15 protein-coding genes are annotated in these 15,276 nt (G+C 71.2%); all 15 read right to left on the reverse strand.

Going from position 1 to position 15,276, the window contains the following annotated elements:
* Positions 1–7: 7 nt before the first annotated feature.
* Positions 8–1,087 carry a hydrogenase expression/formation protein HypE gene (hypE, locus tag ACX28W_RS03710; RefSeq protein ID WP_458997297.1) on the reverse strand — a complete coding sequence of 360 codons (1,080 nt, stop codon included), beginning with the start codon at positions 1,085–1,087 and terminating at the stop codon, positions 8–10.
* Complete coding sequence (gene hypD, locus ACX28W_RS03715; RefSeq protein WP_458997298.1) at positions 1,080–2,204, reverse strand: hydrogenase formation protein HypD; 1,125 nt, start codon at positions 2,202–2,204, stop codon at positions 1,080–1,082. The genes hypE and hypD overlap by 8 nt, the downstream gene beginning before the upstream one ends.
* A complete protein-coding gene (locus tag ACX28W_RS03720; RefSeq protein WP_458997299.1) occupies positions 2,201–2,521 on the reverse strand; it encodes a HypC/HybG/HupF family hydrogenase formation chaperone in 321 nt (106 codons plus the stop codon). The genes hypD and ACX28W_RS03720 overlap by 4 nt, the downstream gene beginning before the upstream one ends.
* A gap of 54 nt (positions 2,522–2,575) precedes the next feature.
* Positions 2,576–5,005 (reverse strand): carbamoyltransferase HypF, encoded by a 2,430-nt coding sequence (gene hypF / locus ACX28W_RS03725; protein ID WP_458997300.1) that lies wholly within the window; start codon positions 5,003–5,005, stop codon positions 2,576–2,578.
* On the reverse strand, positions 5,002–5,778 hold the full coding sequence (gene hypB, locus ACX28W_RS03730) for a hydrogenase nickel incorporation protein HypB (protein WP_458997301.1): 777 nt from the start codon (positions 5,776–5,778) through the stop codon (positions 5,002–5,004). The genes hypF and hypB overlap by 4 nt, the downstream gene beginning before the upstream one ends.
* A gap of 4 nt (positions 5,779–5,782) precedes the next feature.
* Positions 5,783–6,178: a hydrogenase maturation nickel metallochaperone HypA gene (gene hypA, locus ACX28W_RS03735; protein ID WP_458997302.1), complete on the reverse strand. Its 396-nt coding sequence runs from the start codon at positions 6,176–6,178 to the stop codon at positions 5,783–5,785.
* A 191-nt stretch (positions 6,179–6,369) separates the two neighbouring features.
* Positions 6,370–6,474, reverse strand: coding sequence for a DUF6893 family small protein (locus ACX28W_RS03740; protein ID WP_458997303.1), 105 nt, complete (start codon positions 6,472–6,474; stop codon positions 6,370–6,372).
* Positions 6,475–6,485: 11 nt separating this feature from the next.
* Entirely contained in the window at positions 6,486–7,031 is a 546-nt protein-coding gene (locus tag ACX28W_RS03745) for a hydrogenase maturation protease (protein WP_458997304.1), read from the reverse strand.
* A complete protein-coding gene (locus ACX28W_RS03750; RefSeq protein WP_458997305.1) occupies positions 7,028–8,458 on the reverse strand; it encodes a hypothetical protein in 1,431 nt (476 codons plus the stop codon). Before ACX28W_RS03750 ends, ACX28W_RS03745 begins: the two co-directional genes overlap by 4 nt.
* Positions 8,455–9,150 carry a DUF6084 family protein gene (locus ACX28W_RS03755; RefSeq protein WP_458997306.1) on the reverse strand — a complete coding sequence of 232 codons (696 nt, stop codon included), beginning with the start codon at positions 9,148–9,150 and terminating at the stop codon, positions 8,455–8,457. The genes ACX28W_RS03750 and ACX28W_RS03755 overlap by 4 nt, the downstream gene beginning before the upstream one ends.
* Positions 9,147–9,797, reverse strand: coding sequence for a DUF5947 family protein (locus ACX28W_RS03760; RefSeq protein WP_458997307.1), 651 nt, complete (start codon positions 9,795–9,797; stop codon positions 9,147–9,149). Before ACX28W_RS03760 ends, ACX28W_RS03755 begins: the two co-directional genes overlap by 4 nt.
* Positions 9,794–10,390, reverse strand: a complete 597-nt coding sequence (locus tag ACX28W_RS03765) for a hypothetical protein (RefSeq protein ID WP_458997308.1) — start codon at positions 10,388–10,390, stop codon at positions 9,794–9,796. The genes ACX28W_RS03760 and ACX28W_RS03765 overlap by 4 nt, the downstream gene beginning before the upstream one ends.
* Positions 10,387–12,171: a nickel-dependent hydrogenase large subunit gene (locus ACX28W_RS03770; RefSeq protein ID WP_458997309.1), complete on the reverse strand. Its 1,785-nt coding sequence runs from the start codon at positions 12,169–12,171 to the stop codon at positions 10,387–10,389. Before ACX28W_RS03770 ends, ACX28W_RS03765 begins: the two co-directional genes overlap by 4 nt.
* 74 nt (positions 12,172–12,245) lie before the next feature.
* Complete coding sequence (locus ACX28W_RS03775; protein WP_458997310.1) at positions 12,246–13,334, reverse strand: NADH-quinone oxidoreductase subunit B family protein; 1,089 nt, start codon at positions 13,332–13,334, stop codon at positions 12,246–12,248.
* Positions 13,335–13,386: 52 nt separating this feature from the next.
* Positions 13,387–15,144: a hydrogenase maturation protein gene (locus tag ACX28W_RS03780; RefSeq protein ID WP_458997311.1), complete on the reverse strand. Its 1,758-nt coding sequence runs from the start codon at positions 15,142–15,144 to the stop codon at positions 13,387–13,389.
* Positions 15,145–15,276 lie beyond the last annotated feature (132 nt).

Here is a 15,276-nt window from a genome sequence, read left to right on the forward strand (position 1 = left end):
CACGCCGTCAGCAGATCCTCGGCAGCTGCTCCCCGATCGGCAGATCGACCACCCGGGAGCCGCCCAGCCCGGTGCGGGCCACGACCATGCCGGGGTGGGCCTCCACGGCCTCGCCGATGATCCTGGAGTCGGTGCCCAGTGGGTGTGCCCGCATCGCGTCGAGTACGGCGTCGGCGTGCTCGCGCGGGATGAATGCCACCAACTTGCCCTCGTTGGCGACGTACAACGGATCCAGGCCCAGGATCGCGCAGGCGTTGGCGACGGCCGGGGGGACCGGCACCTCGCGCTCCCGGATGACGACGCCGGTGCCCGAGGCGGCCGCGATCTCGTTGAGCGCCGCCGCGAGCCCGCCGCGCGTGGGATCGCGCAGCACATGCAGGTCAGCGGTGACGGCGAGCATGGAGTCGACCAGGCCACCGAGCGCCGCGCAGTCACTCTCGATCTCCACACCGAACTCCAGGCCCTCGCGGACGCTCATGATCGCCACACCGTGCACGCCGATGGCGCCGCTGACGATCACGACATCGCCGGGCACGACCCGCTGCGGACGCAGGTCGACACCCGCCGGGATGAGCCCGATTCCGGCGGTGTTGATGAAGATCCCGTCGCCGTGACCGGCCTCCACCACCTTGGTGTCGCCGGTCGCCACCTCGACGCCCGCCGTCCGCGCGGCCGCCCCGAGCGCTTCGGCCACGCGGGCGACGGTCTCCATCTCGACGCCCTCCTCCAGGATGAAGCCGCAGGAGAGGTAGGCGGCACGGGCGCCGCTCATGGCGAGGTCGTTGACGGTGCCGTTGACGGCGAGATCGCCGATGCTGCCGCCGGGGAAGAACAGCGGCCGCACCACGAAGGAGTCGGTGGAGAAGGCCAGCCGGACACCGCCGAGCGTGAGTGCGGCGGCGTCGCCCAGCTGGGCGAGGACGGCTCCTCCGAAGGCGGGCGCGAAGATGTGCTGGACCAGTTCGGCGGAGAGCGCCCCGCCCCCGCCGTGACCCATCACGACACGGGACTGGTCGCGCAGCGGAGCCGGGCAGGTCCAGGCCGCCGCGTCCACCGCGGGAGTACGCAGGGAAGTGGTCTCAGACAACGGGGCTCGCCTCCCGGGCGACGGGGGTGAGGTCCAGGCGCCGGTAGAGGTAGTACGCGGCGCAGGCGCCCTCGCTGGAGACCATGGTGGCTCCGAGCGGGGTGCGGGGTGTGCAGAGCGTGCCGAACGCCTCACACTCGTGCGGCTTGAGCAGGCCCTGCAGAACCTCTCCGCTGCGGCATGCGGCCGGTTCCCGGGTCTGGATGCCGTCGACCGAGAAACGGTACTCGGCGTCGTACTCGCGGTACTTCGCGGACAGTCGCCAGCCGCTCTGCGGAATCACGCCGATGCCGCGCCAGGCGCGGTCGGTGACTTCGAAGACGTCCTCCAGCATCGCCTTGGCGGCCGCGTTCCCCTCCGGACGGACGGCGCGCGGGTAGGCGTTGTCGACGGTGTGTTCGCCGCGTTCCAGTTGCCGGACGGTCCGGCGTACGCCTTCGAGGATGTCCAGGGGCTCGAATCCGGTCACGACGATCGGAACGCGGAAGCGTTCGGCCAGCTCCGGGTACTCGTCCACGCCCATCACGCTGCACACATGCCCGGCCGCCAGGAAGCCCTGCACGCGACAGCTCGGTGACTGCATGATCGCCTCGATGGCGGGCGGTACCCGCACATGGGACACCAGCAGGCTGAAGTTGGGGATGCCGAGCTTGCGGGCCTGGTGGACCGTCATCGCGTTGGGGGGTGCGGTCGTTTCGAAGCCGATACCGAAGAACACCACCTCCCGGTCCGGGTTCTGCCGGGCGACCTTCAGCGCGTCGAGCGGCGAGTAGACGACTCGTACGTCGCCGCCTTCTCCCCGCACCTGGAACAGGTCTCGCCCGGTACCCGGAACGCGGAGCATGTCGCCGAAGGAGCAGAAGATCACCTCCGGGCGGGAGGCGATCTCCAGCGCCTTGTCGATGACTTCGAGCGGGGTGACGCACACCGGGCAGCCGGGTCCGTGGATCAATTCGACCTGCTCCGGCAGCAGTTGGTCGATGCCGTGCCGGATGATGGTGTGCGTCTGGCCCCCGCACACCTCCATCAGCGCCCACGGCCTGGTCACCGTGGAGTGGATGTCGTCCAGGAGCCGGCGTGCCAGCTCCGGGTCCTGGAACTCGTCGATGTACTTCACTTACGCGTCTCCTCGATGAGGTTCTCGCCCACGGACGGGACGGTTCCGCCCGGCTCCGCGGCCATCTCCCAGGGGTCGCCGAACTCCTCCTGCAGCAGGCCGAGGGTCGCGAACAGGTCGAGCGTCTGCTTCGCCGACTCCTCGTCGAGGCGTTGCAGCGCGAACCCGACATGGACGATGGCGTACTCGCCGACCTGGAGGTCGGGCAGGTACTCCAGGCACACCTCCTTGACCACGCCGCCGAAGTCGACCGTGGCCATCCGGGTGCCGTCACGTTCCTCGATGTCCAGCACTCTGCCGGGTACCGCCAGACACATGGAGCCTCTCCTCGCTGTGGGTGGTGCGTCGCCCGGCGCCGCCGGGACGGTTCGTCAGTCGGTCGCTCCGGTACGGTCCTCGGTGTGGGCGGCCACCATGAGCTGACCGAGCGCCAGGCCGCCGTCCCCCGGCGGCACCAGGTGGTGGCGCAAGACCGTAAAACCGTCCTCGCGCAGGGCCGCGGCGCAGGCCGAGGAGAGCAGGGCGTTGGCGAACACGCCGCCGGTCAGGGCGACCGTGTCGAGTCCGTGTCGCTCACGTGCCAGCACACACATGCGGTGGACGAGGCCGGTGACGGCCCGGTGGAATCGGACCGCGACCAGGGCCGGTTCCGTGCCCGCTCGCAGGTCCTCGACGATCGCCGCCAGGACGGGGGCGGGATCCGCGACGACGGGGGCGCCGACCGCCCGCTCCGCGTCCGGTCCCGGTCCCGGCTCCGGCTCCCGCACGGCGAAGGTGTACGCGCCGGTGTCCCCGGCGGGCGCCCGCAGCGCGATGGCCTCCAGTTCGACGGCGGCCTGCGCCTCGTACCCGGCCCGGTGGCACACACCGGCGAGGGACGACACGGCGTCAAAGAGCCGGCCCATGCTGGAGGTGGGCGAGCAGTTCAGATTTCGGTCCAACTGCCTTTCCAGCACCAGGAGTTCGTCGTCCGGGCAGGCGGCCACGCAGGGCAGCCCCTCCGGCCGACCGAGGCCGGCAGCCCGCAGATGCGCGAGCGCCATCCGGTACGGCCGCTGTACCGCGGCGTCTCCTCCGGGCAGCGGAACGTACGCGAGGTGCCCGAACCGGGTGAAGCCCGTGTAGTCCGCGAGCAGGATCTCGCCGCCCCACACCGCTGCGTCGTCCCCGTACCCCGTACCGTCGAAGGCGACACCGATCACCGGGTGGCGGCCGTCCAGCCCTTGTTCGGCCATCGCGGCGGCGACATGGGCGTGATGGTGCTGGACGCGTACGAGAGTCCTGCCCGCCGCGTTCCGGGCGGCCCACCCGGCGGAACGGTAGGCGGGATGACGGTCGGCCGCCAGCAGTCGCGGCCGTACCGGGGTGATCGACTCCAGTTGTGTCACGGCGCGTGCGAAGGCCGTCTGGGTGGCGAGGTCGTCCATGTCGCCGATGTGGGCGGACAGCCAGGCCCGGCGCCCCTCACCGAGGCAGAACGCGTTCTTGAGGTCTCCGCCGACCGCGAGGGCCGGCCGCACGGGCACCGGCAGGGCCAGCGGCAGCGGCGCGTAGCCACGGGCGCGGCGCATCATCAATGGCTCCCCGTCGCACACGCGGACCACGGAGTCGTCGCACGGCACATGGATCGGCCGGTCGTGCGTCAGCCAGGCGTCGGCCAGGTGGGCCAGCCGCAGCAGCGCCTCCCCGTCGTCCGTGACGATCGGCTCACCGGCGACATTGCCGCTGGTCATGACGAGCAGCCGAGGGCCCTCGGCGTCGCCGGGCAGGCCCAGCAGCAGGTGGTGCAGGGGGGTGTACGGCAGCATGATGCCGAGGTCGGGGCTACCGGGTGCGACGGCCGCGGCAGGCTGTGGGGTCATCGCCGCGGGCGAGCCGTCCGGACGTCGGCGCAGCAGCACGATGGGCCGGGTGGCGCCGGTGAGCAGGCTCCGCTCCTCGGGACCGATCCGCACGAGGTGCTCGATGTCGTCGAGGCTCCTGGCCATGACGGCGAACGGTTTGTCCCCCCGGGCCTTGCGGCGGCGCAGCAGGGCGACGGCGTCGGGGTCGGTGGCGTCGCAGGCGAGGTGGTAGCCGCCCAGTCCCTTCACCGCGAGGATCGTGCCGCCCGCCAGCAGGCTGCGCGCCACGGCGATCGGATCCCCCTCCGCGACGGGCACCGGCGGCCCGTCCGTGCCCGGTCGGGGGGTGAGCAGGCGCAGCCGTGGGCCGCAGGCCGGGCAGGCCACCGGTTGCGCATGGAAGCGGCGGTCGGCCGGATCGGCGTACTCCCGGGCGCAGTCGGGGCACATCGGGAAGTCGGCCATGGTGGTGTGTGCCCGGTCGTAGGGCAGGCCGGTGACGATCGTGAAGCGCGGGCCGCAGTGCGTGCAGTTGATGAAGGGGTGCCGGTGGCGCCGGTCACCAGGGTCGGCCAGTTCGCGCAGGCACGCGGCGCAGGTGGCGGTGTCCGGCGGAATCAGGGTGCGCGCCGGTCCGTCCGTGCGCGAGGCGAGGATGGTGAACGCGGCGTCGCCCGTGGCGGGCAGCTCCTGGTGGTGGACGGACTCCACGCGTGCCAGCGGCGGCGCGTGTACGGCGATCCGGTCGCAGAACCGGGCCACGGCCGCGGGAGCCCCTTCGACCTCCGCGATGACGCCCTCCGGGGTGTTGGTCACATGTCCGCGGAGGTCGAGGGCGGTGGCGAGGGTGTAGACGTAGGGCCGGAAGCCGACGCCCTGCACCACGCCCCGTACGGTGACGCGACGGCGCCGCGGTGTCTCGTCGGCGACGGCGGTCGCGTGCGTCGGGCCGCTCACGAGCGCGTCTGCGCCATGGTGGGGGTGCCGTCCGCGTGGTCGTGGTGGTGGGTATGCCCGGCATGGACGTGTGCGGAGTCCTCCGGCCGACGGGCCATGACGGGCGTGTGCAAAGGAGCGTCTTCGGCGGCTGCCAGCGCCCGGTCGAGCAGGGTGCCGACTCCCCTGCCCCGGCGGGCCGACGTCAGCAGCACGTCCACTCCGGGATTCACCTGCTGGACGTTGGCCCGGAACGCGGCCTCGTCGAATTCGGCGGCCTCGGCGAGGTCGGTCTTGGTGACCACCACAAGGTGGGCCAGGCCGAAGGCGGTGGGGTACTTCAGCGGCTTGTCCTCGCCCTCCGTCACGGAGGCGAGCGCGACGCGCAGGGTCTCCCCGAGGTCGTAGGAAGCCGGGCAGACGAGGTTGCCGACATTCTCCACGAAGAGCAGCCGGGTGTCGCCGGGCGGCCAGCCCTCCAGGTGGCGGCCGAGCATCCCGGCCTCCAGATGGCACAGCCCGTCGGTGAGCACCTGCTTGACCGGGACGCCCGAGCGGGCCAGTCGCGCCGCGTCGTTCTCGGTGGCGAGGTCGGCGGTCAGCGCCGCGACCGGCACGGACCGCTGTCGCGCCAGCATCAGTTCGCGTTCCAGGAGGGCGGTCTTGCCGCTGCCCGGGCTGGACAGCAGGTTGACGACCGTGATGCCGCGGGCGGCCAGTGCGGCGCGCAGGGTGTGCGCGGTCGCGTCGTTCTTGGCGAGTACGGCCTGTTGCAGGTCGACCACACGGCACATGGTTTCAGCGCTCCTCGGGGATCGGTTGGCGGGTGGGCGCGTGCGTCCGGCCGTCCTCCCAGCGCACGCTGACGATCTGCAGTTCACGGCCCGACAGCAGTTCGGTGCTCGCTCCGTCGCACCGGGGGCAGCTCAGCAGGGGCGGCATGCCGACGGCCCATTCGTGCGCGCACGGTCCACAGCGGGCCCTCCCCGGTACCGTGTCGGTGACCAGTTCGGCGCCTTCCAGCACGGTCCCGGCGCAGGCGAGTTCGAAGCAGAAGGACAGGGCGTCGGGTACGACGCCGGCCAGTTCACCGACCTGGAGTCGCACCGTTCGTACCGTGGTGACGTCGCCGGTCCGTTCCGCCGCCTCTTCCACCTGGCCGATCACCGCCAGCGCGATGGACATCTCGTGCATCGGTCTCCGTCCTGGCGGAGGCCGGTCACCGCCCCGCGGGGCAGGGCGTACATGAGCGGCCCGCCGCGGTCCATTAGAGGTGAGGCACCACTGGCCGACCGACCGGCACGCCGTCGCCGCCCGGCCGCGTACACCGTTCGCCGCAACAGCACATCGGCACGGCGTGGTCGGCCGGGCGGGCCGGCGTCGACTCACATCATGCGCATCCGCACGTAGCGCCTGATGTCGGGCAGGGACTGCACGACGAGGGCGGCCAGGGCGGCGACCAGCGCGCCACCGATGAGGTACTTCATCATCCTGTCTCTCCTCACTTCGCGGCGTCGGCGGCCAGGGCCCGCGGCGCCGGCTCTCCCGGTTCGTCGGGCCGGAGCATTTCTTCGATGAGCCGTACGGCCTCCGGTACGGCGTCGGACACCGGGGCGCTGAGACCGATGCGCTCTTCCACCGTGGCCGGTTCGCATCCCACCACCCGCGTACGCCGCGGCGGCCTGGCCCCGGTCGCGACGCAGAGCGTGCCCAGCAGGGCGAGCACGGTGTCGGGGGTCATCCGGTGGCCGTCGAGCGGTGCGGCGGGTGGCTCGTCGCCGCCGGGACCGTCGTGCTCGATCAGGTACAGGGTGCCGGGAACTCCGCCGCGTGCGGTGGCGTCCACCAGGATCAAGGTGTCGTAGCCGTCGAGGAGTTGGTAGGCGAGGTGCACTCCCCGTACGCCGATGTCCACAACTTCGACGTGGCCGGGCAGATCACGTGCGCCGAGTGCCCGCACGGTCTCGACGCCGAAGCCGTCGTCGCCGAGGAAGATGTTTCCGATGCCCGCGACGAGGACCTTGTCGCGCTCCGGGGACGGGTTCATGCGCCGTCCTCCAGCGGGGTGATTTCGTCGGGCTGGAAGTACAGGAAGCGTCCCTGCTCGCGGCGGATGTCGGCGCCCGGATCGTCCTCCACCGTCACCGCGAGGTGCACCCCGCCGTCCACGTCGTGCAGTACGGCCTCGACCTTCGCGTTGCGACCCGCGATGAAGAGGTCCTGCGCGTCGGTCTGCCGCAGCCCCGGTCGCAGCAGCACCCGGCTGCCCGCGCCCAGCGAGTGGCCGTCCACGACGACGCGGTCGCGTCCCGGGTCGAAGCCCGCGTCGCTCGCCGGGTCCCACCACGGGGTGTCCGGGCGCGCGACGCCGTACTCGTCGGGGAATCCGGCGGCGGCCGCGGTGGGCGCCGCTCCCGTAACCTCGCGCAGGCCGCGCACCGCCCCGTGCAGGCGTTCCAGGACCTCGGGGGGCATCGAGTCGGCCAGGTCGATCACGGCGGCGGCCCGTTCGTCGGTGCCCCGGGCCTCGCGTTTCTCCTCGTCGGTGAGGGCGGCGGTGCGCAGCGCGAGGATCTCGTCGATCTCGGTGGCGTCGTAGAGCGCCCCCAGGCTTTCCGGAGCGATGGCCGGGTGGTCCTCCAGGATGATCGGCGAGGACAGCACGACGTCCGTGCGGCCGGGTTCGCCGGCGAGCACGGGCCAGGTGTGCAGGTTGCGGCAGGTCGCGATCGCGCCCCTCGCCCACTCCGGGGGATCCGTCATCGACAGGAACGATCCGGCTCCCAGCCCCAGGAGCATGTGCGCGGCCACCAGGGAACGCGGGAGCGCCGCGTCCCGGTCGGCGGCCCGGCCGGCCGGAGGCGTCCAGGTGTTGGTGTTCTCGACGACGGCGGTCAGTCTCAGGACCCGGTAGGGCCCGTCGAGTTCGCGCGCCGACAGCCGGAGTACGCCGCTGATCTCCTCGCACCGGCGCACCAGCCGGCCGACGGTCCGGCCGGCCTCGTCGAGGACGGGCTCCGTCCCCTCCCCGGCGGGGCGGTCGAAGGGGACGGTGACCCCGTCACCCAGGAGGTCGTCCACCGCCACGACCGCCTCGACGCGCTCCTCGGTGCCCTCGTCCCAGGGGACCAGGACCCGGTCTCCCAGCCGGAGTTCGGGGACCGGGTCGAAGCCTCCGTCGGGGCGTGCTTGCTGAACCGTCCGCCGTCGGGCGCGCAGGAAGCGCAGTTCGACCGCCAGGGTGGCGCCCGCTTTGGGTTCCATCAGGCATTCGGTGTGCTGGAAGTCGTGCTCCTCGCAGTCGGCGCCCCAGGCGGGCGGGACGAGCACGCCGAACTGCCAGCGCAGCCGGTTCTTGGCGGCGGAGGCGCGGTACGGGTAGAGCACATAGCCCTCGAAGAGGACGGCGTCGGCCACTTGGCGGGCGACGGCGAAGCGCGCCTCGGTCTCCGGGGCGAAGGCGGTCACGCTCACGGAGCGGTCCTTCCGGTGCCGGCGGTGCTGCCGGTGAGAGCGGCGCCCTGTCGGGGCGGGGCTGCGGTGCCGGATTCGTCGAGCAGGGCCCGTACGGTCGCCTCCCAGGAGGGCAGCGCCCGTCGTGAGCGGAAGGCGAGCAGGGCGTCCATGGTGGCGCGGGGCAGCCGGATCCAGCCGCAGCCGGGGAAGTGCTGTTCGACCATCTCCCGCCAGGTCGCGACCGGCATCCTGAAGGTGGCTTCCCGGTCCCAGGGGACGGGTTCGACGCGGAAGCCGCCCGCTCCGGTGAACGCCGTGCCGGAGAACAGCATCAGCAGAGGTACCTCGCCGTCGGTGAGTGCGGCGAAATACCGGGTGGCGGCGATGTCCATGTCGTAGGTGCAGGGCACGACGAGGTCGGTCTCGGTCTCCCCGGTGAAGCCGGGGACCATGAGGGAGACCTGCGCGAACTGCACGGGCTGCAGGGTGCTGCCCCAGCGCGAGCGTTCGCCGAAGAGGTCCGCCAGTCCCTCGGCCTCGGCGCTGTCGTAGCCGCGTCGGGCGGGCTCGATACGGATCTGGCAGCGCAGCGCGAGGGCATGCACCGGTGCGTCGCCGGACGCGGTGACGCGCAGCCGGAACACCAGCGTCGGTCCGGCGGCGTAACGGTCGGCGCGAACTCCGGTGCAGGCGAAGGAGAACTCGGTCACGGCCGCCCCTCCCCGCCCACAGGGCGGGCGCGTTGACCGACGTGGTCGAAGAACGCGTCCAGGGCGGCGCGGGCCTCGGCCCCGCCGTCGAACCCCTGCCACAACAGGCGCATCCGGCCGACCAGTTCGTAGCAGATGTCGATCGGTACGAGATAGCAGGCGCAGTTGCCGTCGGTGCGGCGCAGCAGCAGCGCCTCCACGTCGGGTTCGAGGAGTTCGGCGAGGCGGCTGTCGCCGAGGACCGCAGTCCAGGTCGCCGGTTCGAGCTCGCTCTCGGTGGCCCCGGCCGGGCTCGGGTAGAGAGCCACCAGCCGGTCCAGCGCGGCATTGCGGAAGAAGAAGGCGACACCGACCGGGATCTGCAGAGCCTCCCAGGCATGGTCGTCGAGGCGGTGGTCCGGGTCGGTGAGATAGCGGTCCGGAACCGCGCGGAAGCGGCCCGCGGCGGCGCCCGGCTGCTCCATCAGCATCGCGCAGGAAACGCAGGCGCAGACGAGGGCACGTTGCTCGATGTCCACCAGGTGGCGGTGGTGCGCCTCGTCCACCGCCACCGCGCACAGCCCGCATCGCTCGGGCTGGGGCGCGCGTGGAGCAAGGAACTTGCGCAGACCGCGGAGGGCAGGCCTGGAGGCCGGGGGCGCGCTCATCGGGCCGTCGCCGACGCCGGGGCGGCGCCGATCTGGAGAAGCGCAGGCTCCCCCGGAGTCGCGGCGGGCTGCATTTCGACCGTGGTGACCTCCGGCGCAAAGCAGGCGAGCGCGTCCTCGGCCGCCTGCCGGGCCGCCGTACCGCCGCCCGCGCAGCCGCATCCGCCGCCCCCGGCGGTACGCAGCCGGAGGGTACCGGTCGTCTCGTCGAAGTCCACGACGTCCAGGTCGTGGTCGCGGACGCTGTCGAGCGCGCGGGCGATACGGGTGTCCCGGTCCTCGGGGTGGAGGTCGTGCAGGACGAGGAGGCTCGCGACCAGGTCGTCGCCGAGCAGCGCCGCCGTCGGGCCGCCCGAAGCCGTGCGGTTCTCGGACGCGGACAACAGGTGGAGCACCCGGGCCAGTCCTGCCCCGTAGAAGTCCATGAGGGCTTGCACGAGTTCCTCGGCCGCCGCGCGGGCGGCCGGATCGCCGGTGGCGGCGAGCCGGTCGAGCACGTCCTCGATCCTCCGCCCGGTCTGTACCGCGTCCACCGTCCTCGTCGCGTCGACCGCCGTCGTCTTCGTCGCGTCGCCCGCCGTGCCCGCGCTCATCCGCCCAGTCCGCTCAGGCCGGTGGGAACGTGCATCTTCTGTACGGTCTGGCCGCCGCCGACGTACATGTGGACGCCGCAGGGCAGGCAGGGGTCGAAGCTGCGGACGGTACGCATGATGTCGATGCCCTTGAAGTTCTCCGGGGTGTTCTCCTCGAAGATCGGCGTGTTCTGCACGGCGTCCTCGTACGGGCCGGGCGTGCCGAAGGTGTCCCGGGTGCTGGCGTTCCAGGGAGTGGGCGGGTACGGGTGGTAGTTGGCGATCTTGCCGTCGCGGATCACCATGTGGTGGGAGAGGACGCCGCGGACCGCCTCGGTGAAGCCGACGCCGATGCTCTCGTCGGGCACCTCGAACTTCTCCCAGGTCTGGGTGCGTCCGGCGCGGACCTCCTCCAGTCCCTTCTCCGCGAAGTGCAGTGCGACGGCGGCGGTGTAGGCCTGGAAGTAGGTGCGCGCGCGGTTGCGTTCCAGTGCGTTGCTCCAGCGCGGGATCTTCCACTCGAAGGTGGTCTCGGGCTTGGTCATGGTGCGCGGCAGGTTGATGACCACACTGTTGCCGGTGGCCTTGACATAGCCGGTGTCGACGAGCCCGGACAGGGCGGTGGACCACAGGCGGGCGATGGGTCCGCCGCCGGTGTCCAGCGCAAGGTGGTCCTTGCCGTCGAACCAGCGGGGCGACATGACCCAGCTGTACTTGTCGTCGAAGTTCCGCTTCTGCGGGGCGGGGATGGTGTGCTGGTTCCACGGGTGGCGCGGGTCGACCGGGTTGCCGAGCGGGTCGTGGGTGACGAACTGCTCCTGGCCCTGCCAGTCCTCGTAGTAGGAACTGCCCAGCAGGATACGGATGCCGAGGTTGATCTCGGTGAGGTCGTTGGTGACGAGTTTGCCGTCGACGATGATGCCGGGGGTGACGAACATCCGCCGGCCCCAGTCCGTCATGTTGGCGTAGGTGAAGTCGCAGTACTCCGGGTCGTTGAGCGCGCCCCAACAGCCGAGCAGGACCCTTCGGCGCCCCACTTCCTCGTACCCGGGCAGCGCCTCGTAGAAGAAGTCGAACAGGTCGTCGTGCAGCGGGACGACTCGCTTCATGAACTCCACGTAGCGCATCAGGCGGCTGAGGTAGTCCGTGAAGAGCTGTACGGAGGCGATGGTGCCGACGCCGCCCGGGTAGAGCGTGGAGGGGTGCACATGGCGTCCCTCCATGAGGCAGAACATCTCCCGGGTGTAGCGGCTCACCTGGAGGGCCTCGCGGTAGAACTCGCCCTCGAGGGGGTTCAGGGACCGCATGATGTCGGCGATCGTGCGGTAACCGTGCTCCCCCGCGTGCGGCGCCTCGGTGCGCTCGGCGAGTTCGAGGACGCCGGGGTTGGTCTCCTTGACCATCTTCTCGCAGTAGTCGACCCCCACCAGGTTCTCCTGGAAGATGTTGTGGTCGAACATGTACTCCGCGGACTCGCCGAGGTTGATGATCCACTCACCGAGGTGCGGCGGCTTCACTCCGTACGCCATGTTCTGCGCGTACACCGAGCAGGTGGCGTGGTTGTCGCCGCAGATACCGCAGATCCGGCTGGTGATGAAGTGGGCGTCGCGGGGGTCCTTGCCCCGCATGAAGACGCTGTAGCCACGGAAGACCGACGAGGTGCTGTAGCACTCCGCGACCCGCTTCTGCTTGAAGTCGATCTTCGTGTGGATCCCCAGGCTGCCCACGATCCGGGTGATCGGGTCCCAGGACATCTCCATCAGGCCGCTACCGTCGCCTGCCGCCTTCGTCTTCGGTGCCATCGTGTGTGTCGTGCCCTTCTTCGAGGGGGGTTGGGGGACGGATCTGGGGTGCGCGGCTCAGGTGCGGCGGTGGGTCACCACGGGGGCCGGTATCCGGTGGTGACCTTGTCTCCCTTGTGGCGCCACTTCGGCTCTTTGTCCACGGTGTGGGCGGTCAGGGACCGCAGTCTGCGGACCACCGTGCCGTAGGCGCCGCTCGCCTTGGTGGACAACGTCGCGCCCGGAGGCTGGTCCATGAACGGCATGAACTTGTCCGGGAAGCCGGGCATGGTGCAGGCGATGCAGATGCCGCCGACGTTCGGGCAGCCGCCGATGCCGTTCATCCAGCCGCGCTTGGGCACGTTGCACTTGACGACCGGGCCCCAGCAGCCGAGCTTGACCAGGCACTTGGGTGAGTCGTACGTCGTGGCGAAGTCGCCCTGTTCGTAGTAGCCCGCGCGGTCGCAGCCCTCGTGCACGGTGGCGCCGAACAGCCATGACGGACGCAGCTTGTCGTCGAGGGGGATCATCGGGGCGGAGCCGGCCGCCTGGTAGAGCAGGTAGGTGAGCGTCTCGGAGAAGTTGTCGGGCTGGATCGGGCAGCCGGGGACGCACACGATGGGGATACCGGCGTGGGACTTCCAGTCCCAGCCGAGGTAGTCGGGCACGCCCATCGCGCCGGTCGGGTTGCCCGCCATGGCGTGGATACCGCCGTACGTGGCACAGGTGCCGATGGCGACGACGGCCAAGGCCTTGGGCGCGAGCCGGTCGATCCACTCGCTGGTCGTGATCGGCTGGCCGGTCTCCGGGTTGTCGCCGAAGCCGCACCAGTAACCCTCGGGTTTGATCGACTCATTGGGGATGGATCCCTCGACGACCAGCACGAACGGGTCGATCTCGCCCCGCTCCCCCTTGAAGAACCACTCGATGAACGTGTCCGCGCCGCCGACCGGACCGCATTCGAAGTCGATGAGGGGCCAGTGGACGGCGATCTTCGGCAGACCCGGCAGCACTCCGAGCGCGATCTGCTCGATGCTGGGCTGCATCGCGGCTGTCAGCGCGACCGAGTCTCCGTCGCAGCTCAGCCCGGCGTTGATCCAGAGGATATGGATCGTGGGCGTCTCGTCGGCAGGCGTACCACCGGTGTCCGGTGCGCCTGCCGTGCTCCGCGTCGCGGCTGTCATGGGACCGTCTCCTACCTGAACAGAAGCATCTATTTCGACCATCGTTTCCTTGCTACCAGTAATCCGGCCGGGGCGAGTCGCCATAGGCGGCCGTTCCGGTGACGAGGGTGGTGGACCGGTCCGCTCCCGTCCCCCGCGTGAGGGGCGGCCTCTCCTTGCGGACGAACGCGCGACGCAGTGCGTGATACGGCGCAGCGGGGTCGTCGAACGTCTCGCGCATCCGAGCCAGCTCCCGCTCCCGGAAGGAAGCGAGGGGCGCGTCGCTCTCCTGGCGTTCCAGCTCGGCCTTCTTCGCGGCGATACGTGACCGCGTTCCGGGCAGCGCCGCCAGGCGGGCCGCCAACCGGCCGACCTCGGCGGCGAAATACCCCGGACCGCAGTCGATCACCCGGTCGACGAGTCCGAGGCCGCGGGCGCTCGCGGCGCTCATCGGCAGGGCCTCACGCATGAGCCGGTCGGCCGCCGCGGCTCCCACGCGGCGAGGCAGCGTGTGCGTCCAGTACTCCGAGCCGTACAGGCCCATGAGGCGGTAGTGCGGATTCAGTACGCAGCCGGTGCGGCACCACACCTCGTCGGCCGCCAGGGCGAGCATCACGCCGCCCGCGGCCGCGTTGCCGGCGACCGCGGAGACCACCAGTTTGTCGGTGGTCGTCAGGATCGCCTCGACGAGGTCGTCCATGGCGTTGATGTTGGCCCAGGACTCGGCGCCGGGGTCCGCGGCCGCCTCGATGACGTTGAGGTGGATCCCGTTGGAGAAGAAGTCCCGTTGGCCACCGAGCACAAGCACCGAGGTGGGGCGTGTGCACGCCTCCCGGTAGGCGTCCAGCAGACGTCGGCACTGGGTGGTGTTCATCGCCCCGCCGGGGAAGGAGAAGGAGAGGAAGCCGACGTTGCCGTCCTCGCGGTAACGGATGTCCGCCCAGGTGCGCCGCCGTGCGTCCGGGGACAGGGGGGCGGCGAGTTCGGGCAGGGCGGGCAGCCGGTCGCCGAGGGCGAGCACGGCGGGGAGTTTGAAGGTGCGCGGCTGTCCGGGCGCGCGCCGGCCCCGCAGCTCGGGAATCCAGACGGCACCGTCCTTCGTGGCCCGGCAGATCGCTCCCGCCCTGGTGGCCAGCAGCGTTCCCGGTGCCCCGCGCAGACCGTCCTCGGGGTGACCGCCGTGGAGGTACCACTCGGTGCCGAGCAGCACGTCCAACACGCCGGGCTGCGAGTCCGCCGCGCGCAGCTTGCGCAGGACGGTCTCTGTACGGTCCGCGTCCCAGTCGATCCGCCGGACGCTCTGGTCGAGGTACGGGCGGATGCGCACCGGGGTGTCACCCGCGGGCGCCGCGATCTGCCCTCGCGGGGTGTGGGTCCCGGAGGCGAAGCGCTCGACGGCGAGCATGACGGCCGTCAGCGCGGCGTCGGCGATCTCGTTGCGGTACAGGTCACTCTTGGAAACCGGCGGGACCGGACACGGTACGCACGCCCAGACGTCCCCGGCGTCCATTTCCTCGTCGGCCTGAAGGACCGTCACACCCCAGTGTTCGGCGCCCTCGTGGATCGCCCAGTCGAGAGAGGACGGGCCTCGGTCCCCGAGCGGCCCCGGATGGACGATGAAGCACGGGTAGGCGGCCCACACCTCCTGGGGGATCGCCGTCTTCAGCATGGGGGCGACGACGAGCTGCGGCGCGTGCCGCCGTACCGACTCGGGCAACGGGCAGTCGGGCAGGGCGAGTTCCACCGCGACCGTGTGCCCGTGGTCGCGCAGTTCGGCATGGACACGCTGCGTAAGGCTGTTGAACGCGCTGGCCACGAGCAGGATGTGCACCAGGACCTCCCGGCGGCGACAGTGCGGGCGGCGAAGCCCCGGCCGACTGCGATCGTCGGGCACGTCGAGCCGTCGACCCCGGCGACAGGCTGTGCGGTCACCCGAAAAGCGGGGCCCTCGGCATCATCGCCG

The sequence above is a fragment of the Streptomyces sp. SD15 genome (genome assembly GCF_054462255.1).